This window comes from Gluconacetobacter diazotrophicus PA1 5 (assembly GCF_000021325.1).
Classification (GTDB): domain Bacteria; phylum Pseudomonadota; class Alphaproteobacteria; order Acetobacterales; family Acetobacteraceae; genus Gluconacetobacter; species Gluconacetobacter diazotrophicus.
Genome location: NC_011365.1, coordinates 1584096 through 1609303, shown reverse-complemented (window position 1 = coordinate 1609303; position 25208 = coordinate 1584096). Strand labels below are relative to the sequence as shown.

The window sequence follows — 25208 nt, the reverse complement described above, 5'->3', positions numbered from 1 at the left end:
TTGTTGCCGTGACGGTAGGATAGGACGTAATCAGGCTCCATACAGCATGGGTGTTCCGGAACATCCCCACTGTATCTGAAGGGGCGGTGTCCCCTCTACCCGGGATCGTCTTTATAGACCAGTACTGTATCTCGCGGCTCGTTCAATGTGCGGCTATGCTAACCGAGACGGCGCCATCGCTGACCCGTGCATTATACCAAAGGACGCAGCCCCTGACTCGTGTGTGAAGTGACGAACGGTGTGGGTTCTGATTCTCTTGCTGGGGGAGGATCTGGCTGATGACGAGGGCGGTGAAGCTACGGGATGATTATTCGGCCTCTGACCTGAGGAGACTTGCGACCAGAAGCCGGCAGGCGAATGCCGCGCGCCGGCTTCTGGCCCTGGCGGCGATCCGTGACGGGGCCAGCCGGACGGACGCGGCCCGCGTAGGCGGCATGGACCGCCAGACGTTGCGGGACTGGGTGCATCGCTTCAATACCGAGGGACCCGATGGCCTGCGCGACCATCAGCACACGGGGCCGGCCTGCCGTCTGAGTGTCGCACAGCAGACCGAATTGAAGGCCCTGGTCGAGGCGGGCCCGGATCGGCAGCGCGATGGCGTGGTGCGCTGGCGCCGGGTCGATCTGCAACGCGTGATCGAAGAGCGCTTCGGCGTCGTCTATCACGAGCGTCATGTGTCCACTTTGCTGAAACGGCTTGGTTTTTCCTATATCACCGCCCGGCCGCGCCATCCGGGTCAGGACGCTGCCGTCATGGAAGCGTTCAAAAAAACTTCCCCCGCATCCTGAGCGCTCATACCGGCCATCTGCCGAAGGGAAAACCGGTCGAGATCTGGTTCCAGGACGAAGCCCGCATCGGCCAGAAGAACGGCATCGTCCGACAATGGGCCCGGCGCGGCACGCGGCCACGCCAGCCGGCCGACCAGCGCTACGACAATGCCTGGCTGTTCGGAGCGATCTGCCCTGCGCGCGGCAAGGCCGCCGGCCTGGCGCTACCGTTCATCGGCACCGCCAGCATGCAATTGCATATCGAGGAAATCTCGCGCTGCGTCGCCCGCGGCGCCCACGCCGTCGTGCTGCTCGATCGCGCAGGATGGCATACCACCGACAAGCTGAAGCTGCCCCGCAATGTCAGCCTGATCTTCCTCCCGTCCCGAGCCCCCGAACTGAACCCGGTCGAGAATATCTGGCAGTTCCTCCGCGCCAACTGGCTGTCCAACACCGTCTTCGACGGCATCGATCACATCATCGACGCCGCCTGCTGCGCCTGGAACAATCTCACTGCCCTGCCGGAAACCATCCGATCCATCGGACTCAGAAAATGGGCACACACAGGTCAATGCCTATAACCGTTGGTATTAGTGAACATTGTAGAGGACGATCTGTGGATTTAGCCGATGATGTGCTTGCTGCTGCCGACCAGGACCAGGACCATGATTTGGGTGGGGTAACCGGCGACAATAACAAAGGTACATATGCAAGCCAGAGAGAACAGGAAACGCCTGCCCTAATCAGGCTGCGAGCGGTAATCGCCGCCGGCCGTTTCCACGGACTACAACTCGATGTGCTTGATTTCATGGCGGAGCCGGGTGAACAATCGCCCTCGTCCGCCACGTTGGTCCGATGGCTGAATGAACAGGGGGCAGTGGCCAAAGGAATGCGGGTCGAATGGCGTCATCTCGTCCGGATGCGTAACTCCCCGCCGATTGTACTGATGTTCCGGGATGGCTCCGCCGCGCTGATGGTGAATGCGGAGACCGAGCGCGGCGTTATCTGGCTGCGCGACCCGATGGCGCATGAAGCGGAGCCGCCAGTTCCCATAGACGAAATGCGGCTGTCGGAGATCTGGAATGGCGATATCATCCTGATCAAACGCCGGCAGGATCAGAGCGAGATGGATGCGCCGATCAACATGGCCTGGCTGGCCAGGATGGTGCTACGCGAGAAGAAATCGCTGCGCGATATTACCTTCTCCTCCCTGACCTTGAGCGTCCTGCAGATTTTCCCGCCACTGGCGGTCATGCAGGTCATCGACCGCGTGGTGAACAACCACTCGATGACGACACTTGTCTCCATCGCGGCCATCGTTCTGATGCTTTCGTTTTACGAGATCCTGCTGTCCTTCGGGCGACGCGAACTGACGCTCATTCTGACGACACGGATCGATGCCAGAATATCGCTCCATCTATTCAATCGCCTCCTGGCGTTACCTCTCGAATATTTTGAACAGCAGCAGGCCGGCAACATTATCGGCCGGGTGATGGCGATCTACAAGGTCCGGGACTTCATGACCGGACGGCTTATGTCGACGTTCCTCGATATGTTTACGCTAGTGGTCATTCTGCCCTTCCTCTTCTATCTCAGTTCGACCCTGGCATGGATGACAGTGGCGACCGCCGGGATGATCGGCCTGGTCATCGCCGTGTTCATGCGGCCCGTCGGTCGTATCTATGGCAGGCTCGTCAAGGCTGAGGCAGAACGATCCTCGGTCATTTACGAAACCGTAGCCGGAATCCGGACGGTCAAGACCCTGGCGCTCGAACCAGCCCGCAAGCAGGAATGGGATCGTCGCACCGCCGACGTCGTCCGATGGAAGCTCTCCGTCGGACGCATCGCGAACTGGCCGACCACAGTGACCATGCCGCTGGAGATGTTCATCAATCGTGGCATCATCCTTGTGGGAGCCTATCTTGCGCTGACCAATGCCAGCACTGTCGGCGTCGGTGCGTTGGTCGCCTTCATGATGCTCGGGGGACGCGTCGCGGCGCCGTTGGTGGGCGTGGCGCGGCTGCTCGACGATCTGAACGAAGTGACGACCTCGCTTGCCGAAGCGGGTTCCGTGCTCAACCAGTCCACCGAGACGAAGGCGCTCACCGAAGGCATGCGCCCACCCATCAAGGGGGCGCTGTCGTTCACCGACGTGAACTTTACCTATCCCGGCTCCACGACAAAGGCTCTGAACGACGTCAGTTTCGCGCTTCCAGCCGGGACGATGCTCGGTCTGGTCGGTCGTTCCGGTTCCGGGAAGTCGACCATTACCCGCCTGCTGCAAGGCGTCAGCCGCTCCTACGAAGGCTATCTGAAGCTGGACGGGGTCGATCTGCGCGAAATCAACCTGACCCATCTTCGCCGCTCCCTTGGCGTGGTGCTTCAGGATAATTTCCTGTTTCGAGGTACGATACGCGACAATATCGCTGCCGGCCGGCCGGGGCTGACCATTGACGACGTCGTGCGGGCGGCACGGCTCGCGGGCGCCGAGGAGTTCATCGAGCGCCTTCCCGCCGGCTACGAGACCTGGATCGAGGAAGGATCGACCAACATCTCAGGCGGCCAACGTCAACGCCTCGCGATCGCCCGCGCTCTGATTTCGGATCCGAAATTGATGATCCTCGACGAGGCGACTTCCGCGCTCGATCCCGAGAGCGAAGCCCTCGTCAGCGCCAATATCGAGCGCATGGGCAAGGGACGCACGATGATCATCGTCTCTCACCGTCTTTCATCGCTGGTGAATTGCGACCAGATTCTGGTCATGGAACACGGGCGGGTCGCGGATATCGGATCACACGAAGCATTGCTGGAGCGCTGTACGATCTATCGTACGCTTTGGATGCAGCAGAATAGGCACACGGAACGTCGCGCCGGCGCTCGCCGCGCGAGCGAGACCGAATTCGCGCCAGTGGTTGCTGAGGGAGGCTGATCGTGAACATCCAGGAGATCGCGCCGCCCGCTGTCGGCAAAAAGGACGAGATCGAGAAGACGAAGGATTTTCTGCCCCGGGCCGCTGATCCGTTTTCCTTCGCCGACCTGCCGCCAGCGCTGATCGAGTTTCATTCACCGACCACCGCGCTCGTCAATATGCCGCCGACGCCAGCGGCACAATACATCTCCTGGCTGATCGGGGCCCTGACCGCGAGCAGCATTGTGTTCATGGCGGTATTTCCTCTGAACCGGGTGGTGTCCACCACCGGCAAGATCATATCCACCCAGCAGCCCCTCGTCGTGCAGCCCTTCGAAACGTCGATCATTCATAGTATCGACGTGCATGAAGGCGACCTCGTTCATAAGGGGCAGGTGCTGGTGCGACTCGATCCTACTGTCAATGACGCCGATATCGAGGACCTGCGATCGCAGACCCAGAGCTACGGCGCCGAGGTCGCGCGTCTCTCCGCCGAAGCGCAAGGTCGGGACTACAAACCGGATCGAGACAATCCTGCCTCGACACAACAGGCGGAGACATTTCTGCGCCGAAAAGCGGAGTTCGACGCAAAAATCGCCAACTATCAGGAACAGATCGCGTCCCAGACCGCCGATCTCCAGGGGGACCTGGCCAATGCCGATATGTATGCGGCGCGCGTCAAGGTCGCAAACGACGTTCGTGCGATGCGGGCACGCTTGCAGGCCGACCAGGTTGGAAGCCGCCTCTCCACGCTAAGCGCTCAAAACGACCTGATGGAGGTAACGCGATCCGAAATCCTGGCGCAGCACGACGGCGCGTCCGTCCGAAGCAAGCTGCAGGCGCTGGTCGCCGAGCGGCAAGGCTATATCGAAACGTGGAAAGCCGACATCTATCACGACCTGAGCGATGCCCAGCACAAGCTTTCCACGGCTGACAGCGACTATCAGAAGGCGAAGCTCCGCAAGAGCATGACCGTCCTGAAGGCCCAGAACGACGCCATCGTCTTGACGATTGCTAAACTGTCGACCGGATCCGTCCTCACCACCGGCTCGGAACTGATGACTCTTGTTCCAATCGATAGCGGGCTCGAAGTCGAAACCCATCTGAGCGGCAAGGACGCAGGCTTTGTACAACCCGGCAATAAGGCGCTCCTCAAATTCGCGACTTTTCCATACTCGCAATATGGCGGCGCCGAGGCGACCGTACGCGAGATCAGTGCCGACACGTTCGATGGGCAGACTGGACAAGGACCATCATCAAGCGCCGAAAGGGCGGCTGCTCAGAGTAATGACCCTGCCGACGCCGCCCAATCCTATTACCGCGTGCGCCTGCGCATCGAGCGTTACACGCTGCATGGTGTCCCGTCGTTTTTCCACCCACGTCCGGGCATGCCCGTCACCGCCGATATTCAAGTGGGCAAGCGTACCATTATGCGATTCCTTCTGAATAGTATAATGCCACTTATTACCGATGGTATGAGGGAACCGTAAAACGGACTTATTCTTTCAGGAAAATTCTAAGTGAGGATGTCAGTCGTGGTTTCTTTTCGAAACATTTTCGACAGAAACACGTACTTGCCGGGAAACCGATTGTACGGAAAAGGAAAGCGCTACCTGGCATCGGATCAAATTGCGGATTGGGTAAAAGCCGCGAAGTGCTTCTTAGGAGCTGCGAACAGAGGCAGACCGGAAGCCCAGTATCAGCTTGGACTCTGCTATCTCGAAGGCAAAGGCGTGCCGCGCAACCGAGCACAGGCTTTATGCAGGCTGACTGCAGCGGCCGATGCCGGAATTGCCGAGGCTATGGCCAAGCTTTCCTTTCTGTATCTCGAAGGGCTTCCCGACTTCGAGGATGCTTCGCATGTTGCTCGACTGGTTAAAGATGAGCGGCATGGCAGAAACAATGTTGACACTGACAAGGCTCTTTATTGGGCAAATAAGGCGATCGCGGGCGGCGTGGCAGAAGGGCACGTCTGCCTTGGTTATATCTATTCGTTAGAGAGGTCAGCCTATAAGGATATCGATATGGCCATAAAGCATTATAGGGCTGCGATGGAGGCGGGAAGCCGCAAGGCAGGACTTGGTCTTGGACAAACGCTCCTACGGTTTCGGAGTGCGGGCCTTCCTGCTCTCAAGGAGGCGGAGAAGGCGCTTCTTTTTGCCATGGAGGAGAAAAGTCCCGTTGCCGCATATCTTCTGGGTGGATTGTACGAAGTCGGATCCGGAGTGGAAAAAGACCTGTCCAGAAGCCGGGAATTGTACCGGCAGGCCGCCGAAGGCGGCGTGATCAAGGCCATGATGCGCCTGAGTACTTTTCTGCTCGACGGCCATGGTGGTCCCCCCAATCGAACAGCAGGGGAAACCTGGTTGAGACGCGCAGCACTCAAGGGAGACTGGAGCGCCTGCCGTCTTCTGGGCGAAATGTATGCCGCCAGACACCATGCATATGAAATGAGGCGATGGTATGAAATAGGAGCCGGACATGGCGATCCGGTTTCGATCTTCAGGCTGGGAGAGGCCATCGAGCGTCTTCAGGAGCCGGGCGGAACGTCCATCGAGGCCGTAGAGTGTTATCTCCTGGCTCTGCAACATGGATATGAACCGGCCGTGCGCAAGCTTGCCGCGAGCGTACGGAATCCGGGCGAATTCCAGGCTCGCGTCCTCGCGAAGCTCAACGCCCTATGCGCCCAGGATATTCCGTTGGCGTATCTTGCCCTGGCGCTGTGCATAAGATCCTTGAAGGGGGGTGACATGGTCATGGCCAGAGAACTGTTCATCAAGGCTTCTAAGGGGGGAATCGTGACGGCTCACGTCGCTGCGGGCCAAATGATCATGAACGGTCTTGGAGGCAAGGCGGACGCCGGCCTCGCTCGGGAGTTTTTTTTCAAAGGCGCAAAGGCCGGTCACATCGGCGCCATGTATGCACTCGGGAGTTTTCATCACAAGCGAGGCGCAATCGGGTCGAATATGGCACAGGCCGCGCTCTGGTATCGCCGAGCGGCATCTGGTGGCCATAAGCATGCGCGGCGCATACTTAGCCGGTCATCGCCTTGTGGCACGGAGGAGGCGCCGTTACGGGAGCTTACATGATCCTGGCATACGGTTGGGGAATGCGTAAAAATTTTTTCTTTTAAAAAGAACGAAGACCGCCTCCTACGCCACCGGCCGCCGGAACTCTCGGTGGCCACGGACTCTTATGGTCTCTCGAACCACGGACCGACATGCCCCTGGCGATATCGGGAAGACCAACAAGATGTGGATCGTCAGGATCGCGCTCAGCCGGCCCTACACGTTCATCGTCCTGGCTTTGCTGCTGGCCATCCTCGGGCCGCTGACGATCGCCACCATGGCGACCGATATCTTCCCCGCCATCCGCATTCCCGTCATCGGCGTCATCTGGACCTATAACGGCCTGCCGCCCCAGGAAATGAGCGGCCGGATCACCGCGGGGTTCGAGCGCGCGTCGCTGGTCGCGGTCAACGATATCGACCATATCGAATCCCAGTCGATCACCGGCATGGCCGTCGTGAAGCTGTTCTTCCACGAGGGCGCCAACGTCGACCTGTCCATGAGCCAGGTGACGGCGGTGGCGCAGGCCTGGCTGCGGCAATTGCCGCCCGGCACCACGCCGCCCTTCATCCTGTCCTACAACGCGTCCAGCGTGCCGATCATCCAACTGGCGCTGTCCAGCCAGACGATTACCGAACAGGGGCTGTTCGACCTGGCCAACAATTTCGTCCGGACGCAGCTTGCGGGCGTGGCGGGCGCGTCCATTCCCTTTCCCTATGGCGGGCGGCAGCGGCAGATCCAGATCGACCTCGACCAGTCCCGCATGCGCGAACGGCATGTCTCGGCGCAGGACATCGTCGCGACCATCAACGCCCAGAACCTGATCATCCCCGCCGGGACCGAGAAGGTCGGCGAATTCGAGTACAACGTGCGGCTGAACGGCAGCCCCGTCCTGGCGCAGGACATGAACGACCTGCCGATCCGCATCGTCAACGGTACCATCATCTATCTGCATGATGTCGCCCATGCGCGCGACGGGTCGGCGCCGCAGACCAACATCGTCCGCGTCGACGGCCGCCGGGCCACCCTGATGACGATCCAGAAGACCGGTGACGCCTCGACGCTGGATATCATCAGCCAGATCAAGGGACGGCTGCCGCTGATCCGTGCCAGTTCGCCGCCGGCGCTTCGCGTCGCGCCGATCGGCGACCAGTCGGTCTTCGTCAAGGCCGCGATCAGCGGCGTGGTGCGCGAGGGCGCGATCGCGGCGGCGCTGACGGGATTGATGATCCTGCTGTTCCTGGGAAGCTGGCGCAGCACGATCATCATCACGATCTCGATCCCGCTGTCGATCCTGTGTTCGATCATCGCGCTGTTCTTCCTGGGGCAGACGATCAACATCATGACCCTGGGCGGCCTGGCGCTGGCGGTCGGCATCCTGGTCGACGACGCCACCGTGGCCATCGAGAACATCAACGCCCACCTGGAAGCCGGCGAGGAGGTGGAGCCCGCGATCCTGGCCGGCGCACAGGAAATCGCCGTGCCCGCCTTCGTCGCGACGCTGTGCATCTGCATCGTGTTCACGCCGATGTTCTTCCTGGGCGGCGTCGCGCGCTATCTGTTCGTGCCCCTGGCCGAGGCGATCTGCTTCGCCATGTTCGCGTCCTACCTGCTGTCGCGCACCCTGGTGCCGACCCTGGCCAAATACTGGCTCAAGCCGCACCCGGTCCAGGGAAAGGGGGCGCACGACGGGGACGCGCCGCCGCGCAATCCGCTGCGGCGGTGGCAGCAGGGATTCGAACGCGGCTTCCAGGGCGTGCGGGACCGCTATCGCCGGACCTTGGAAAGCACCATCGCCCGCCGGTCGGTGTTCGTTCCTCTTTTTCTCGGCTTCATGCTGGTCTCGCTGCTGCTGTTCCTGTGGCTGGGCAGCAATTTCTTCCCCTCGGTCGACAGCGGACAGATCAAGCTTCATGTCCGCGCCCACGCCGGATTGCGGGTCGAGGAAACGGCGCGCCTGTGCGACCAGGTGGAAGATGCCGTCCGTACCGTCATTCCCCCCGCCGAGATCGGCAGCGTGGTGGACAATATCGGCCTGCCGGTCAGCGGCATCAATCTGACCTACAGCACTTCGGCCCCCACCACCGCCGCCGATGCCGATATCCTGATCACCCTGTCCGCCACCCACCGCCCGACGGCGGAGTATGTGCGGCGGCTGCGGGGCAGCCTGGCCGCCGCGTTTCCCGGCGTCACGTTTGCGTTCCTGCCGACGGATATCGTGACCCAGATCCTGAATTTCGGCGCGCCGGCGCCGATCGACGTTCAGGTCGCGGGCTTCGACCTGACGGCCAACAACCGGTACGCGCAGCGCCTGCTGGCGCGCATCCGCCACGTGCCGGGCATTGCCGACCCTCATATCCAGCAGGCGTACGACTATCCCGAATTCGATGTCCGCGTCGATCGCAGCCGGGCGGCGGAACTGGGCCTGACGCAACGCGACGTGGCCAACGACCTGCTGGTGTCGCTGACCGGAACGTTCCAGACCAACCCGACATTCTGGCTCGATACCAAAAACGGCGTATCCTACCCGCTGGTTGCCCAGACGCCGCAGCCCCAGCTCGATTCCCTCGACACCCTGCGCGACATCCCGATCGGGGGCACCGGCGGCGCGGGCAACCAGATCCTCGGCGCCGTCGCGACGGTCCTGCGCGGGGTGGGGCCGTCGGTCGAAACCCATTACAACGTGGCGCCCACGGTCGATCTCTACGCCACGACCCAGGATCGCGACCTGGGCGCGGTGGCGACGGATATCCGCCGGATCGTCGCCGACATGCACAAGGACCTGCCGCGCGGATCGCGGATCACGGTGCGGGGACAGGCGGAAACGATGAATACGGCCTTCACCGCGCTGTATGCCGGCCTGGGTTTCGCGACGCTGCTGGTCTATCTGCTGATCGTCGTCAATTTCCAGTCCTGGACCGACGCGTTCATCATCGTGACCGGCACGCCGGTCAGCGTGCCGGCCCTGACCGGCGCGATCATGAGCATCGGGGTGGCGACGGCCAACAGCATCCTGGTGGTCAGCTTCGCCCGCGACCACATGGACCGCGAGGGCTCGGACGCGCACACCGCCGCGGTCGAGGCCGGATATACGCGGTTTCGTCCCGTCCTGATGACTGCCCTGGCCATGATGATCGGCATGGTCCCGATGGCGCTCGGCCTGGGCGAGGGGGGCGAGCAGAACGCGCCGCTGGGGCGGGCCGTGATCGGCGGATTGTGCTTCGCGACGACCGCGACGCTCGTGTTCGTGCCGGCGGTGTTCTCGATGATCCATGGCCGGGGTGCGCGCCCGCCCGCGCCGGAAAACGGGGCCGCGTCGTGACCGAGGGGCCAAAGGCGGGGCGTGGCCGCGCCGGGCTGCTGCTGGCCGGTCTTCTTCTGGTCGCGATCGGCGTTGCCGGCTGGGGGATCTGGTCGCGGGTCCATGCCGGACGCAGGCTGGCGCGGGCGACCGATGACGCCGCCGTCGCGACGGTGGCCGTGGTCCCGGCCCAGGCCGGCCCGGATGTCGAGGAGATCGTGCTGCCCGGCAGCGTCAGCGCCGCGTACGACACGCCGATCTATGCGCGGACCAGCGGATATATCCAGCGCTGGTATACCGATATCGGAACGCGGGTGAAAGCGGGCGATCTGCTGGCGACGATCGAATCCCCGGAAATCGACCAGCAGCTTCGCCAGGCGCGCGCCGACCTGATGACCGCGCGCGCCAACAACATGGTGGCGCAGGCGACGGCCCGGCGGGTGCATGCCCTGCTGCCGACACGTTCGGTCTCCGCGCAGCAGAACGATCAGGCCGCCAGCGACGCCGCCGCCCGCGCCGCCACCGTGGCCTCGAACGAGGCCAACGTGCAGCGGCTGGAACAATTGGTGGGGTTCGAAAAAGTCGTGGCACCCTACGACGGTATCGTCACGGCGCGCGAGACCGACAATGGCAGCCTGATCACCGCCGGCAGCGGCAGCGGCGCGGAACTGTTCCGCGTTACCGATACGAGCTGGCTGCGGGTCTATGTCCAGGTTCCGCAGACCTATGCGCCGGATATCCGGATCGGCCTTCCGGTCGAACTCCGCTTTCCGGAATATCCGGGGCGCGCCTTCCCGGCCACGCTGACCCGCACGGCGGGCGCGTTGCAGCCGGACGCCCGGACCCTGCTGGTGCAGCTTCGCGCCGACAACGCCCAGGGCGCGCTGCTGCCCGGCGGCTATACCGAGGTCCATTTCAAGCTGCGCCGCGCGGATCGGGGCGTGCGGATTCCCGCCAACGCCCTGCTGTTCCGGGCCGAAGGGCTGCGGGTCGCCACCCTGTCGCCGGACGGACGGGCCAGCCTGCACGCGATCACGCAGGGACGCGATTTCGGGACGACGGTCGAAATCCTGACCGGCATCGCCCCCGGGGACCGGGTCATCCTCAACCCGCCATCCTCGCTGGCGGATGGCGAGCGCGTGCATGTCGCATCCCCGGCCCCTGCCCAGGCGGCAGCCAGGCCGGACCGGCATCCGTGATGTCATGCCACAGCCGCGCGTGGCGTGTCCTGATGCTGCTGGCGGCCATGGTACCGGCTGCCTGCGACCTGGCGCCGCGCTATGCGCCGCCCGTGGCGCCGGTCCCGGCATCGTTCAAGGAACGGGACGGATGGGCCCTGGCGGTGCCGGGGGACGATGTGCCGAAGGGGCCATGGTGGCGGATCTTCCACGATCCTGTTCTCGATGCGCTGGAAGACCGGGTCACGATCGCGAACCAGGACCTGCGGGTCGCCGTCGCGCAATATGACGAAGCCCGCGCCGACGCCCGCACGGCCCAGGCCGGCTATTACCCCACGCTGGATTTCACCGGTTCCGCGTCGCGATCGGGCCTGTCGCGCGAAACCGCGAACGTGTTCAACAAGTCGACCTTCAACAGCTACAGCCTGGGCCTGGACCTGCAATACGAGGTCGACGTCTGGGGCCGCGTCCGCAATACCGCGAAGGCCGGCCGGGCACGGGCGCAGGCCAGCGCCGGGGACCTCGCCACGGTCGATCTCAGCCTTCATGCCGAACTCGCGACCGATTACTTCACGCTGCGCGGCTACGACGCCATGCAGGCGGTCCTGGACCAGACGGTCGGCAATTACCGGCATGCGCTGGCCCTGACCCAGGCGCAGTTCGATGTCGGCTACGCGGCGCAGCCCGATGTATCCGCCGCCACCGCGCAGCTCGACGGGCTGCTGACCCAGGCCGCCGACAACCGGTTGCGGCGGGCCATGCTGGAACATGCTATCGCCATCCTGACCGGCCAGCCGCCGGCGACATTCGCCGTCGCGGCGCGTTCGCTCGATTCCGCCCCGCCCCCGATCGCCCCCGGCCTGCCGGTGGCGCTGCTGCAGCGCCGGCCGGACATCGCGGCGGCGGAACGGCGCGTCGCGGCGGCCAACGCCGATATCGGCGTGGCGCGGGCGGCGTATTTTCCCGCTTTCAACATCAACGCCATGATGGGCGTGCAGGCCGCCATGCCCAACCACCTTCTGGTAGCGCCGGCCCAGGCCTGGTCCTTCGGCCCGGAAGCGCTGCTGAACGTGTTCGACGGCGGCCGGCGCGCCGCCCTGAACGCGCATGCCCGCGCGGTTTATGACGAGGAGGTCGCGCGCTATCGGCAGACGGTCCTCGATGCCTGCCGCGATGTCGAGGACAGCCTCGTCTCCCTGCGTCGTCTGGCCGAGGAATCCGCCACGCAGCAGCAGGCCGTCATCGCGGCGCAGGACGCGACGCATCGCGCGGGCGAACTCAATACCGGCGGGCTCGCCAGCTACTACAACGTCATCCTCGCACGGAATATCGAACTGTCCGACCGGCTGTCCGAGGTCGATATCCGCGTGCGCCGGATGACGGCGTCGGTGGCGCTGATCAAGGCACTGGGCGGGGGATGGGGCGGATAAAGCAGATCGTGATGAGGTGGGATCACCTCATCACGCGCTCTAAGGTTTGGGGGCCACCATCGCGAAGATCGCCTCTTGCGGGTCCCGGCACTGGGCGATCCAGCGCTCGCCGGGCACGTGGTGCGGGCCGTTGATCAGCGTGCCGCCGGCCTCGTGGACGCGTGCGATGGCGGGCCCGATTTCTTCCGTATTGAAATAATACAGCCAGAACGGGGCCGGAACCGAATCGGCCTTCTTCATCATGCCGCCGACCGGCGGTCCGCCGGTCGCGAAAAGCTGATAGATCCCCATCGGGCCCATATCCATCGTTTCGGCCTTCGTCCATCCGAACAATCCGGCATAGAAGCCGAAGGCGGCCTCGCGGTCGATGGCATGCAGTTCGTGCCAGCCCACATGGCCCGGCGTGCCCTCCTGCACGGGGGGCATCGGGTCTTCGCCCGTTGCCTGGAACAGCGCAAAGATCGCCCCCTGCGGATCGGCGACGACGGCAAACCGGCCCACGCCCGGAATGTCCTGGGGGGCGCGGTGGATGGCGCCGCCGGCCTGCGTGACGCGTGCCGCGACGGCATCGACATCGCCAACCGCGACGTAGCCGATCCAGCCTGTCCGCACCGCGTCGTCCCGTGCGGCCCGCGCCACCTCCAGCAGGCCGCCGACCGGCCTGTCACCGGCACTGAGCATCGTATAGTGCCAGTCCGGCAAACCGGAATCCCTGGCGCTCCATCCGATGACGGAGCGATAGAACGCCGTGGCGGCGTCGGCGTCGGTGGTGACCAGTTCATACCAGACGAACCGGTCCACGGAAGGCAACATGGTGGAGGTGGACATGGTGGTTCCCCCTGCTGGGAATGATCGTGGTGTCGCTCCCGCCTTTCATCAAGCACCCAGGGCGGGAACACCGATCAGGATGCGGTGCAGCCACGCCGCCATGCCGATCCAGGCGATGGCGCCGATGGCCACCGCCGCCACGTCGCCCCGCGCCGTTCCGGCCGGATAGAGTGTTCCGGCCGCCCGGTCGCGACGGCGGGACATCGCGAAATCCAGCGCGGCCCACAGCAGGAACGGCCCGAACAGCACCAGGTCATGCACCATGCCGGTCGCCAGCAGATGGCCGAACGCCCAGGCCTTGACCCCCGCCAGCATCGGATGGCCCAGACGGGCCTTGAGGTGATTGCCCGGCACATAGGCCGCCGCGACCAGCACGAAGGCCACCAGCATGAACAGCGCGTTGGCATGGCGCAGCCACGCCGGGGGGCTGTACAGCAGGTACGGCTGCATTCGCGCCCCGCCGAATCCCGTCACGATCAGCACCAGGCCGATGGCCGAGACCAGCGAGAACACGCCCTTCCAGCCCCCTTCGCCCAGCGCGGCGATCTGCCGCGCCCGCCAGGCCGGCGCGACCATATGCACCGAATGCATGCCCAGAAAGACGACCAGACCGCAGATCAGCAGCAGCATGACGCGACGCCCCTTCGATGCCGTGGCCGCAACGGGTGGGACAGGGACCGGTTTCCGCAGGACGATCCACCATCGCGGCTTCACGATCCGGTGGGCGTGTTGCGGCAGGGGGGCGGTGTCTCTATCCGGTAGGGGGCATCCGGGTGCCCGGCAGGAAGCGTTCTTTTGCGAGTAAACAATGTTTCGATCGAATTGCCCCCGTCCCATCCGCCGCGGCGGCCTGACGGGGGCAGGGCTTCTGGCGGTGACGGCCCTGGTGTGCGGGCCCTGCCTCCCCTCCGTCGCCCGGGCGGCCGGCGGCACGGGCTGGGTCGACGGGATCACGGTCGACGGGCAGATCGAAGGCGGGATCAACGCCAATCCCGCCCGGCCGGCGAACGGCAATAATTTCGGGGAGTTCTTCGGCGACCATGCCAACCAGGCGCAACTGGACCAGGTGACGATCACGGTCAGCCGCCCGGTGGACCAGGCGTCCAGCGATTATCAGGTCGGCTTCGTCGTGCGCGGAATGTATGGCGCCGATACGCGGTATTACAACATCGCCGGAATATCGGACCGCACGATCGCCGGGCGGTACCAGATCATGCCGGCGCAGGCGCATGTCGATCTGCACCTGCCCTGGGTGACGCGGCATGGGCTGGACATGCAGGCCGGCATCCTGGCATCGCCCATGGGGGTGGAATCCCTCGATCCGGCCACCCGGCCGTTCTATACCCTGGCTTATACGACGCAATATTCGACACCGTTCGAACATGTCGGCGCGATGTTCCAGTGGCATGCGACCGACAGGCTGGATGCGCTGTTCGGCGTCGATACCGGCAACCAGACCAGCTTTGGCGGGGGCGACGACAACAACGCGGCGGCCGGCTATTTCGGCGTGGCGGGCAACGGCTTCCTGGGCGGAAACCTGTCCTTCGTCTATCTGGGCCGCGTCGGGCCCGAAAACGCGGTGCGCGCGCTGGGCCCGCGCGCCAACAGCGCGCAACGGTTCTGGAACGATCTGAATGCCACCTACAAGATCGACGATCGCCTGTCGCTGACGGGGGAATTCAACGTCCTGCATGACGAGGGGCTGCGCGCCGATACGGTCAGCTTCGTCAGTTTCCTCAGCTATCAGGTCACCCCCGGCCTGACCTTCAACTACCGTGGCGAGATCTATCGCGACAATACCGGCCTGCTCGTCACCAGTTTCCTGGGAAACAACGCCTATATGCAGGCCCTGCTGGGAGAGCCCGCGGCCACGCAATCGGCGCCGCCCACCACGTATGGCGCGCTGACGCTGGGTGTCACGTGGCATCCTGCCCTGGGTCATCATGTCAAGCTGTTCGAGATCCGGCCCGAAATCCGGTTCGACCGGTCGCTGAACGGAACAAGACCTTTCAACGATCTGCGCAATGTCGGGATGTTCACGTTCGGGGCGGATGCCGTGCTTGGATTCTAGAGTCCTGTCCGGTTCCAAGACGAATCAGGTCTTTTTGCTTCTTCTTCCGAAGAAAAGGAAGATATCTTTCCGTCCAGACCCCCATCGGACGAGAGGAAATTTATGATCAAGACCATACCAGGGTTCATGAGGATCGCGAAAATATTCGATCTGTTCGAAGAAATTGCGATGCTCGTCCTGACCCTGTCGATCATCATCGTGGCCTCCGTCGGATTGTTCCATGTCGTGGTCGCCGTCGGCGCCATGGTCCTTACGACCGGACTGGCGCCGACCGATCCGGCGATGCTGCAGGCGATATTCGGCCTGTTCTTCACGGTGCTGATCGCGCTGGAATTCAAGCATTCCATTCTTGTCATGCCGGATGTGCAGCCGCACAGCATGGTCCGCATGCGCTCCGTCCTGCTGATCGGCATGATGGCGACCGTGCGGAAATTCATCGTCCTCGACCTCAGCGGGGTGAACGTCATGGAAATGCTCGCCCTGTCCGCGTCGGTACTGGCCCTGGGCCTCGTCTACTGGTTCGTGCGGACGCCCGCGTCGGTGGCCGGTTCGGCGGAAACCGGCGTTTCCTGATCGGCCCGCGTGGCCGGCGCCTGCGGGCCGTCATGGTTTCACGTGCAACACCGGACCGCGTGGCCAGAAGATCCTTTCCCGCATGCGCCGGTCGATGATATGGCCAATCGGCCGGCGCGCGCCGGTTTCAGCGCCCCGGTTGCAGCTCAAGGAAACGCATCATGCCCTCGGAATTGATCGCGGTGCTGATCGCGGTCAGCGAGGACCGGCCCATGGTCCTGACGCTGGATTCCGGCCGTCTGCTGCCCTCGGGCCCGCTGGAGGCCGGCCATCGTTCCCTGCAGACGGGCCTGCGGCTGTGGGTCGAACGGCAGACCGGGCACGCGCTGGGCCATGTGGAACAGCTTTATACCTTCGCCGACGCTCCGGACGGCACGTCGGCCGGCGATGCGCCGGATGACCGGACGGTCCTGATTTCCTACCTGGCGCTGACCCGCATCCATCGTGGCGAACATGGCTGGCGCAACTGGTACGCCTATTTTCCCTGGGAAGACCAGACCGCGCCCAGCGGCCGCGACCTGGTGGTGCGCATCGCCGAACGGCTGAACGACTGGGCGCGGCAGGCGCCCCCCCTGCAACGCGAGGTCCGGCGGCAGCGCATCGCCCTGACCTTCGGGCTGGACGGCCTGGGCTGGGACGACGAACTGGTACTGCAACGCTACGAATTGCTGTGGGAAGCGGGCCTGGTGCCGGAATCCGGCCGCGCTGGCGCCGGCGCCGCGATGCTGCCCGGCGTGCCCATGGCGCGAGGCAACCGCCGCATCCTGGCCACCGCCATGGCGCGGCTGCGGGCCAAGATCCGCTATCGGCCGGTCATCTTCGAGCTGATGCCCGACAGCTTCACCCTGTTGCACCTGCAGCGCACGGTCGAGGCCGTCGCCGGACAGTCGATGCACAAGCAGAATTTCCGTCGCCTGATCACCCAGCAGGACCTGGTCGAGGAGACCGCCGATTTCGCCCCCGAGACGCGGGGCCGCCCCGCGCGCCTGTTCCGTTTCCGGCGCGAGGTCATCGGCGCCCGGCGCATTGCCGGGTCGAAGCTGCCGCTGACGCGGCCATTCTAACGATTCCGCCCTCGGTCACGATTTGTTTGTTCCTGACCAACCCAATGGAATACCCGATTTTTCTTCGTGATGCCGTGGTGCATGGCACGCAATTCGCTTGACGGCGCGCGCGCATTGGCGGAACAAGACCGGCGAGTTCATGTACCCAATTTATACTCACAGTGAGTATAAATTGGGCCGAAGGAGCCGAACATGTCCGAGACTCTCGTCGCCCCGTCCAAGCTCGACGCGCTTTATGACCGCGTCGCCCGCGTCGTCCCGCGCATGGAATGGGATCTGTTCGCCGACGACATCGCGGCCATCCTGGACCTGAAGCGCCGGCGCGGGGCGGTGATCCTGGCCCATAACTACCAGACGCCGGAAATCTTCCATTGCATCGCCGACATTCGGGGCGACAGCCTGGCCCTGGCGCGTGACGCCCAGGGGCTGGATGCTGAGGTCATCGTCATGGCCGGCGTGCATTTCATGGCCGAAACCGCGAAGCTGATGAATCCGGAAAAGACGGTGCTGATCCCGTCGCTGCACGCCGGGTGCTCGCTGGCGGATTCGATCACGGCCGAGGACGTGCGCGCGCTGCGCCGCGCCCATCCGGGCGTGCCGGTCGTCACCTACGTGAACAGCTCGGCCGAAGTGAAGGCCGAAAGCGATATCTGCTGCACCTCGGCCAATGCGCGCCGCATCGTCGAAAGCCTGGGCGTGCCGCGCGTCATCATGATCCCCGACGAATTCCTGGCCCAGAACATCCAGCGGGAAACCGGGGTCGAGATGATCACCTGGGCCGGCCATTGCGAGGTCCATGAACGCTTCACGCCGGAGGAAATCCGCACCTGGCGCGCCGACAATCCCGATGTCGCGGTGCTGGCGCATCCGGAATGCCCGCCTTCGGTCGTCGCCGAGGCCGATTTTTCCGGCTCCACGGCGGCGATGTCCGATTTCGTGGCGCGCGGCACGCACCGCAAGGTGATGCTGGTGACCGAATGTTCCATGAGCGACAACCTGGCGGCGTCCCATCCCACCGTCGAATTCGTGCGCCCGTGCAATCTCTGCCCGCACATGAAGCGCATCACCCTGCCGGCGATCCGCCGGGCCCTGGAAACCATGACGCACGAGGTGACGATTCCCCCGCATCTGGTGGCGGGCGGGCGTCGCGCCGTGGAACGGATGCTCGCCGCGTCATGACCGGTCCGGGCCTCACCGACGCCGGTTCCTGGGCCGGCCAGCCGGTCATCGCCGGGGCGGGGCTGGCCGGGCTGGCGACGGCGCTGCTGATGGACCGTCCCTGCGTGGTGCTGTCGCCCGCGCCGCTGGCGACGGACGCCGCCAGCGCGCTGGCCCAGGGCGGAATCGCCGCCGCGATCGGCCCGGACGACACGCCCGCCCTGCATGCGCGCGACACGCTGGAGGCCGGTGTCGGCCTGTGCGACCCCGTAGTGGTGGACGCCATCACCCGCGCCGGCCCTGGCGCCATCGCCGCGTTGCGCGACCTGGGCGTGGCGTTCGATACCGGCCCTGACGGCAGGCTGGACCTGCACCTGGAAGCGGCCCATTCCCGCCCGCGCATCGCCCACGCCCATGGTGACGGCACGGGGGCGGAAATCATGCGCGCCCTGGTCGCGCGCACCCGTGCCACCCCGCGCATCACGGTGCTGGACGGCGCGGCCCTGCGCCGCGTGATCGTGCGCGACGGACGGGTCGCGGGGGTGCGGATCGCGCGGGCCGGGCAGGAGCTGATCCTGCCGACATCGGTCTGCGTCATCGCCACCGGTGGCGTCGGCGCGCTGTTTCCCACCACTACCAGCCCGCCCGGCGGGCTGGGGTCCGGCCTGGCCTGCGCCGCCCGCGCGGGCGCGGTGCTGCGCGACCTGGAATTCGTGCAGTTCCATCCCACCGCGCTGGCGGTCGGGTCGGACGCGGCCCCCCGCGTACTGATCAGTGAGGCCGTGCGGGGGGCGGGCGCGATCCTGGTCGATGAAAGCGGCGCGCGTTTCACCGACGAACTGGCGCCGCGCGACATTGTGGCCCGCGCGATCCAGGCGCATCTGTCGGCCGGCCACCGCGTCCTGCTGGATGCCCGGGCCGCCACGCAGGGCCACTTCGCCCGGCATTTCCCCGCCATCGCGCGGGCCTGTGTCCAACACGGCATCGACCCCGACCGGCAGCCGATTCCGGTGCGTCCGGCGGTGCACTACCATATGGGCGGGATCGAGACCGACCTGCGCGGCCGCAGCACCGTCCCCGGCCTGTGGGCGTGCGGCGAGGCCGCGTCGACCGGCCTACATGGGGCCAACCGGCTGGCCAGTAACTCGCTGCTGGAAGCCTTCGTCTGCGGCGGCTTCGTCGCCCGCGACCTGGACGCCACATCCCTGCCGGTGCCGGACGGGCTGCCGGACGACACGCCCGTCCCCGGCGGCGGGGCCGACGACCTGGCGGATATCCGCGCCTGCATCGGCCGCGCCGCCGGCATCCTGCGTGACGCGGACGGCCTGACCCGCGCCATCCGCGCGCTGGCCCCGCATGTCATGGATGACGACCACGCCCTGGTCGGCGCGCTGCTGTGCGTGTCCGCGCTCGGCCGGCGGGAAAGCCGGGGCGGCCATTACCGGTCCGACTATCCGGACACGGCGCCCCAGGCGGTGCATACCCGCCTGACGATGCGCCAGGGCCTGGCCGCGCTCGCATCGCTCGCGCCTGCCGCGGCCTCTCTTTCTGACAATGGAATCCTCGTGCCATGACCCCCTTGCCCGATCTCATGCTCGAACCGCTGGTGCGTGCCGGATTGCTGGAGGACCTGGGGTGCGGCGGGGATATCACGACCGATGCGCTGGCGGCGCCGGGGCAGGTGCTGCACACCGCCCTGGTCGCGCGCCAGCCCGGCGTGGTGGCGGGCCTGTCGCTGGCCCGGCTGGCCTTTACCCTGCTGGATTCGTCGGTCCGTTTCACGGTGGACCGGCCGGACGGCAGCCCTGTCGCCCCGGGTGACCGCATCGCGCGCGTCAGCGGTCCGGCGGCGGCGATCCTGGGGGGCGAACGGGTGGCGCTGAACTTCCTGTCGCATCTCTGCGGCATCGCCACCGCCACGGCCGGGATCGTGCAGGCCATATCCGGCACGCGCGCGCGCGTCTGCTGCACGCGCAAGACCCTGCCGGGCCTGCGCGCGATCCAGAAATATGCGGTGCGGGCCGGCGGCGGCGCCAATCACCGCTTCCGCCTGGATGACGCGATCCTGATCAAGGACAACCATATCGCCCTGGCCGGCGGCGACGTCGCGCGCGCCCTGGCCGCCGCCCGCGCCCGCGCCGGCCACCTGGTCAGCATCGAACTGGAGGTCGATACGCTGGACCAGTTGGCCCAGGCCCTGGGGGCCGGCGGGGCGGATGTGTTCCTGCTGGACAACATGACCCTTCCCCAGCTTCGCGAGGCGGTGGCGATGGTGGACGGCCGCGCCCTGACCGATGCATCGGGCGGCATCACCCCCGACACCGCCGCCGATATCGCCCGGACCGGTGTCGATATCCTGTCGGTCGGCTGGCTGACGCATACGGTGCGCGCGCTGGATATCGGGCTGGATTACGAGGAAGGGTAACCGGATCAAAGTTTTTTGGTTCTTTTTTTCAAAAAGGAACCGCTAGAGTCGTGCCATGTCCCGCCGTCCCGCCATCCTGTTCGTCTGCACCGGGAATATCTGCCGCTCCCCCCTGGCCGAGGCCGCGTTTCGCGCCGCCGCCACCCGATGCGGGCTGGATGCCGTCGTCGATTCGGCGGGGACCGGCGACTGGCATACCGGCGAGCCGCCGGATCGCCGCGCGCAGGAGGTGGCCCGCCGCAACGGGATCGATATCGCGGGCTATCGCGCGCGCATGGTCACGGCGGAGGATTTCCGAGTCTTCACCCATATCGTCGCCCTGGACCACACCCACCTGAAGGTCCTGCGCGCGCGCCGGCCGAGCGATGGAATCGCGGAGCTTTCGCTGCTGCTGGATCATGTGGCAGGGCGTGTCGGCCAGTCGGTGGCCGATCCCTATTACGGACAGGCGCGGGATTTCCACACCACCTGGGCGGACGTCCAGGCGGGGACCGAGGCCCTGGTGGCGAGGCTCATCCGCTCCCGTTAGGAGGATACGCCGCACATGCCGTTCCGCCGGACCATGTCGATGCTTGTCCTTCTCGGGGCGATGCTGGCCGCCGCCGGGACACGGGCCGCGCCGCCGGTCGCGCGGCTGCGCCTGCCGCCGGGATTCCATGTCTCGGTCTATACCGACCAGGTTCCTTCGGCGCGGGAGATGGCGATCGGCGCCCGGGGCACGCTGTTCGTGGGCTCGATGACGGCGGGCGCGGTCTATGCCGTGACCGATGACGGGCCGGGACGGGGCCGCCGGGTGCGGGTCGTGGCGCGCGGGCTGACCATGCCGGTGGGCGTGGCCTTCCGGGATGGCGACCTGTACATCTCCGACGTGCGCGACATCGTGGTCCTGCGCGGGATCGAGGACCGGCTGGACCACCCGCCCGCGCCGCAGGTCGCCGTGCCGGACCTGCCCTGGCGGGTGGGCGACCATGGCTGGAAATTCATCGCTTTCGGCCCGGACAGCAAGCTGTATGTGCCGATCGGCGCGCCGTGCAATATCTGCGACGTCGGGCACCGGTTCGGCCGGCTGATGCGCATGAATCCCGACGGCACGGGGCGCGAGGACGTGGCCTACGGCCTGCGCAACAGCGTGGGCTTCACGTGGCAGCCGGGCCAACCGGGGCAGCCGGGGGCCGGCACGCTGTGGTTCACCGATAACGGACGCGACCTGATGGGCGACGACGTGCCCAGCGACGAGCTGAACCGGGTGGACCATGCCGGCCAGTCCTTCGGCTATCCCTATTGTCATCAGGGCGACGTGCCGGACCCCGTCTTCGGGCGGGGCCATCCGTGTTCCGACTTCACGCCGCCGGTGCTCAAGCTGGGCGCGCATGTCGCGGCCCTGGGCCTGCGCTTCTATACCGGCAGCCAGTTTCCCGCGGCGTGGCGCGGCGCCCTGCTGATCGCCGAACACGGGTCGTGGAATCGCAGCCGGCTGGCGGGTTATCGCGTCATGGCGGTGCGCTTCGGCCCGGATGGGGGTATCGCGTCCTATGTGCCGCTGATCGACGGGTTCCAGCAGGATGAAACCCCGTGGGGCCGCCCCGCCGACGTGCAGCCCCTGCCGGACGGCAGCGTGCTGGTCAGCGACGACCTGGCCGGCGCGATCTATCGCGTGACCTATGGCAGGGACTGAAGCGACCGGACCGAAATATCGGGGAGGGGAAGGGATGGCGCGAGTGACGGGGCTCGAACCCGCGACCTCCGGCGTGACAGGCCGGCGCTCTAACCAACTGAGCTACACCCGCATCGGCTCGGGGTCTGGGACCCCGCATCCGTTCGTGGAGGGCGAATTAACAAAGGCTGGCGATTCTGGCAACCGCATTCCGCACGAAAAATGACGGTGCGATGAAATAGGTCCCGGAAAAGGCCCCTGGGAACGTCCCCGGCAGGCGGGTTCCGCCCGCCGGGGCACGGGTCAGCCTGCCGCCGGGTGATCGCCCAGCGCAGCGGCCCCGTCCAGGGTCGCCGCCACCGCATGGACCGTCGCCGCGACGCGCACCGCGGTCTGGACCTGTTCGGCCGACAGGCCGCCCTCGCGCACCACTTTTTCGTGGCTCTCGACGCACATGCCGCAGCCGTTGATGGCCGACACCGCCAGGGACCACAGCTCGAAATCCAGCTTCTCGACGCCCGGGCGGCCGATGACGTTCATGCGCAGCCGCGCCGGCATGTGGGCGTAGTCGCCCTCGACCATGTGGACGAAGCGGTAATAGATATTATTCAGCCCCATGATCGCGGCGGCGGCCTTGGCGGCAGTCAGCGCCTGCGGCGACAGGACGGATTCGTATTCGGCCACGATGGCGCGCGTGACGTCGGCATTGCGTGACGCGATGGCCGAGGCGACGAACGTCCCGGCCAGCTGCTGCGGCGACAGGGTGATGTCGTTGGCCAGCGAACTGAGGTTGAGCTTCAGATCCTTCGCGTAGTCCGGAAGGCGCTCCTTGAGCGTTTCGATCGACATGGTGGATACCTGCTGGGACGGAGCGGATCGCGACCGGCCAGCGGGCGCGCCGCGCGTCGGCTCCATGAAGGGAATGGGGAAATATGCGGGCCGCATCGGCCGGTTCCCCCCCGGCGTCATCGGGGCGTCATCGGGGCGTCCTCGGCCGGCGGGGAAGGAGTGGTCCGGCCGCCGGGGCCGGACCGTGATGACCGGGGACCGATCAGACCTTCAGGAAGTCGTCGCCCTGCTTCCAGTTGCACGGGCACAGCTCGTCGCTCTGCAGCGCGTCCAGGATGCGCAGGATTTCCTGCGGGTTGCGGCCGACCGACAGGTCGTTGACGCTGACATGGCGGATGATGCCCTCGGGGTCGACCAGGAAGGTGGCGCGATAGGCCACGCCGGCTTCCGGCGACAGCACGCCGCAGGCCTCGGACAGCTCGCGCTTGATGTCGGCCAGCATCGGAATCTGCAGACCCTTCAGGTCGTCATGATGCAGGCGCCAGTTCAGGTGCACGAACTCGCTGTCGATGGACACGCCATAGACGACGGTGTCGCGGTCCTTGAACTCGCCGGCCATCTTGCCGAAGGCCACGATCTCGGTCGGGCAGACGAAGGTGAAGTCCTTCGGCCAGAAGAAGACGAGCTTCCACTTGCCGGCATCGCTCTTGTCCGAGATCTGGACGAAATTGCCCTTCAGCCCTTCCGGGCCACCGGGGACGGAGGTCAGATTGAATTCCGGAAACTTGTTGCCGACTGTCAGCATCGGTTTACTCCCTCATAGTGACGACGTGTCGTGGTCCCTGGCGCGGCGCCCTGAACAGGCGGTCCGGCCTCGGACTGTATTTTATGGCGTTGAAGCCTATATCATGCCAATGAATAATTTATATCCGGACAATCGAAAGAATCGATGACACCTCTGCCTTCGGCACAACAATTGCGGTACCTGATCACGCTGGCGGAACTGCGTCATTTCGGCCGTGCGGCGCTGGCCTGTTCGGTCACGCAATCGACGCTGTCGGCCGGAATCCTGGCCCTGGAGCGGCAGTTGGACGTCCAGTTGCTGGACCGCAACGTCGGCAAGCGCGTGGTCTTCACCCCCATCGGCGACGAAGTCGCCGCCCGGGCGCGATTCGCCCTGGAGACGCTGCAGGCGGTGCAGGACGTGGCCGATGCCTCGCGCGCGCCCATGACCGGGCTGCTGCGGATCGGGGTCATTCCCACCATCGGCCCCTTCATCATGCCCGGGCTGGTGTCGCGCCTGCGCCGGCAATTCCCCCAGATCCGCCTGTCGGTGAACGAGGACCTGACCGGCAACGTGATGGACAAGCTGGCGCTGGGCCGGCTGGACCTGGTGCTGCTGGCCATGCCCTGCCCGTGCGAAGGCACGGAAACCCTGCCCCTGTGGCGGGACGAATTCATGCTGCTGCTGCCGGCCGACCATGCGCTGGCCGCCCTCGACTCGATTCCCGTCGAACGGATCGCGGGCGAACGCATGGTGCTGCTGGAAGACGGCCACTGCCTGCGCGAACAGACGCTGTCGCTATGCCGGCAGGAACGGGGCTGGAGCACCCCGGACGGGGACGAGGAATTCGTCGTGACCTCGCTCTATACCCTGGTGGACATGGTGGCGGAGGGGCTGGGAATCGCCCTTCTGCCGCGTCTGGCGGTGGAATCGGGAATCCTGCGCGACCTGCCGCTCGTCGTCCGGCCGGTGACGGGCTGCCAGGCCTGGCGCACGATCGGGCTGGCCTGGCGCCCGCGCTCGCCCCGCGCGGCCGACTTCCGCCAGCTTGGCCTGCATATCCGCCCGCCTGCCGTTACCGCCCCCGCCATGGTGTGAAAAAACACATCCATGGGCGGAAAGTCAGGCATGGGGCGGGGGTGTGCGGTTGACTCCGTGCCGTGGGACCGGTATTCGGCCCGTCTTTGCGGTTTCCTGCCGCCAGTGAGGG

General features: G+C 65.6%; 20 protein-coding genes and 1 tRNA gene. 16 read left to right on the top strand and 5 right to left on the bottom strand.

The annotated features are described in order from the left end of the window. Window positions 1–278: 278 nt before the first annotated feature. The 7 genes from GDIA_RS18465 (at window position 279) to GDIA_RS07170 (ending at window position 12652) form a co-directional block, all read left to right on the top strand. Window positions 279–1348 (top strand): IS630 family transposase gene (locus GDIA_RS18465; RefSeq protein ID WP_012553781.1). Its coding sequence is split into 2 segments (ribosomal slippage): window positions 279–765 and window positions 765–1348, totalling 1071 coding nucleotides; the frame shifts between segments, so codons are not numbered across the junction. A gap of 35 nt (window positions 1349–1383) precedes the next feature. Continuing rightward, the gene (locus GDIA_RS07195) at window positions 1384–3696 is read left to right on the top strand and encodes a peptidase domain-containing ABC transporter (RefSeq protein ID WP_012553780.1); all 2313 of its coding nucleotides are present in this window, start codon (window positions 1384–1386) and stop codon (window positions 3694–3696) included. 8 nt (window positions 3697–3704) lie between these two features. Continuing rightward, on the top strand, window positions 3705–5165 hold the full coding sequence (locus GDIA_RS07190) for an HlyD family type I secretion periplasmic adaptor subunit (RefSeq protein WP_049763004.1): 1461 nt from the start codon (window positions 3705–3707) through the stop codon (window positions 5163–5165). Window positions 5166–5201: 36 nt separating this feature from the next. After that, window positions 5202–6764: a tetratricopeptide repeat protein gene (locus tag GDIA_RS07185; RefSeq protein WP_157864157.1), complete on the top strand. Its 1563-nt coding sequence runs from the start codon at window positions 5202–5204 to the stop codon at window positions 6762–6764. A 163-nt stretch (window positions 6765–6927) separates the two neighbouring features. Then, window positions 6928–10065, top strand: a complete 3138-nt coding sequence (locus tag GDIA_RS07180) for an efflux RND transporter permease subunit (RefSeq protein WP_043458780.1) — start codon at window positions 6928–6930, stop codon at window positions 10063–10065. Further along, on the top strand, window positions 10062–11243 hold the full coding sequence (locus GDIA_RS07175; protein ID WP_012223067.1) for an efflux RND transporter periplasmic adaptor subunit: 1182 nt from the start codon (window positions 10062–10064) through the stop codon (window positions 11241–11243). Before GDIA_RS07180 ends, GDIA_RS07175 begins: the two co-directional genes overlap by 4 nt. Beyond that, entirely contained in the window at window positions 11243–12652 is a 1410-nt protein-coding gene (locus GDIA_RS07170; RefSeq protein ID WP_012553776.1) for an efflux transporter outer membrane subunit, read from the top strand. Before GDIA_RS07175 ends, GDIA_RS07170 begins: the two co-directional genes overlap by 1 nt. A 39-nt stretch (window positions 12653–12691) precedes the next feature. On the opposite strand, the gene GDIA_RS07165 is transcribed toward GDIA_RS07170, so the two are convergent. Then, window positions 12692–13480, bottom strand: coding sequence for a VOC family protein (locus GDIA_RS07165; protein ID WP_012553775.1), 789 nt, complete (start codon window positions 13478–13480; stop codon window positions 12692–12694). 48 nt (window positions 13481–13528) lie between these two features. Beyond that, window positions 13529–14110, bottom strand: coding sequence for an NnrU family protein (locus tag GDIA_RS07160; protein ID WP_012223073.1), 582 nt, complete (start codon window positions 14108–14110; stop codon window positions 13529–13531). Between the two features lie 178 nt (window positions 14111–14288). On the opposite strand from GDIA_RS07160, the gene GDIA_RS07155 reads away from it, so the two are divergent. The 8 genes from GDIA_RS07155 to GDIA_RS07120 all read left to right on the top strand — a co-directional run bounded on the left by GDIA_RS07155 (window position 14289) and on the right by GDIA_RS07120 (window position 22446). Then, on the top strand, window positions 14289–15551 hold the full coding sequence (locus GDIA_RS07155; RefSeq protein WP_012223075.1) for an outer membrane beta-barrel protein: 1263 nt from the start codon (window positions 14289–14291) through the stop codon (window positions 15549–15551). Window positions 15552–15653: 102 nt separating this feature from the next. Further along, a complete protein-coding gene (locus GDIA_RS07150; RefSeq protein ID WP_012223077.1) occupies window positions 15654–16124 on the top strand; it encodes a phosphate-starvation-inducible PsiE family protein in 471 nt (156 codons plus the stop codon). 161 nt (window positions 16125–16285) lie between these two features. Next, complete coding sequence (locus tag GDIA_RS07145) at window positions 16286–17188, top strand: NUDIX hydrolase (protein ID WP_012223079.1); 903 nt, start codon at window positions 16286–16288, stop codon at window positions 17186–17188. A gap of 192 nt (window positions 17189–17380) precedes the next feature. Continuing rightward, window positions 17381–18367 carry a quinolinate synthase NadA gene (nadA, locus tag GDIA_RS07140; RefSeq protein WP_012223080.1) on the top strand — a complete coding sequence of 329 codons (987 nt, stop codon included), beginning with the start codon at window positions 17381–17383 and terminating at the stop codon, window positions 18365–18367. Continuing rightward, a complete protein-coding gene (locus GDIA_RS07135) occupies window positions 18364–19920 on the top strand; it encodes an L-aspartate oxidase (protein ID WP_012553774.1) in 1557 nt (518 codons plus the stop codon). Before nadA ends, GDIA_RS07135 begins: the two co-directional genes overlap by 4 nt. Beyond that, window positions 19917–20771 (top strand): carboxylating nicotinate-nucleotide diphosphorylase, encoded by an 855-nt coding sequence (gene nadC, locus GDIA_RS07130; RefSeq protein WP_012223084.1) that lies wholly within the window; start codon window positions 19917–19919, stop codon window positions 20769–20771. The genes GDIA_RS07135 and nadC overlap by 4 nt, the downstream gene beginning before the upstream one ends. Before the next feature lie 55 nt (window positions 20772–20826). Continuing rightward, window positions 20827–21300 carry a low molecular weight protein-tyrosine-phosphatase gene (locus GDIA_RS07125; protein WP_012223087.1) on the top strand — a complete coding sequence of 158 codons (474 nt, stop codon included), beginning with the start codon at window positions 20827–20829 and terminating at the stop codon, window positions 21298–21300. 15 nt (window positions 21301–21315) lie between these two features. Then, window positions 21316–22446 (top strand): PQQ-dependent sugar dehydrogenase, encoded by a 1131-nt coding sequence (locus GDIA_RS07120; RefSeq protein WP_012553773.1) that lies wholly within the window; start codon window positions 21316–21318, stop codon window positions 22444–22446. A gap of 35 nt (window positions 22447–22481) precedes the next feature. Here the strand turns inward: GDIA_RS07120 and GDIA_RS07115 are convergent. From GDIA_RS07115 to GDIA_RS07105, 3 genes are all read right to left on the bottom strand, one after another. Beyond that, a tRNA-Asp gene (locus tag GDIA_RS07115) sits at window positions 22482–22558 on the bottom strand. A gap of 170 nt (window positions 22559–22728) precedes the next feature. After that, window positions 22729–23274 carry an alkylhydroperoxidase, AhpD family gene (locus GDIA_RS07110; protein WP_012223091.1) on the bottom strand — a complete coding sequence of 182 codons (546 nt, stop codon included), beginning with the start codon at window positions 23272–23274 and terminating at the stop codon, window positions 22729–22731. Between the two features lie 202 nt (window positions 23275–23476). Beyond that, a complete protein-coding gene (locus tag GDIA_RS07105; RefSeq protein ID WP_012223093.1) occupies window positions 23477–24019 on the bottom strand; it encodes a peroxiredoxin in 543 nt (180 codons plus the stop codon). A 144-nt stretch (window positions 24020–24163) separates the two neighbouring features. Between GDIA_RS07105 and GDIA_RS07100 the strand changes: the two genes are divergently transcribed. Beyond that, a complete protein-coding gene (locus tag GDIA_RS07100) occupies window positions 24164–25096 on the top strand; it encodes a hydrogen peroxide-inducible genes activator (RefSeq protein ID WP_012223097.1) in 933 nt (310 codons plus the stop codon). Window positions 25097–25208 lie beyond the last annotated feature (112 nt).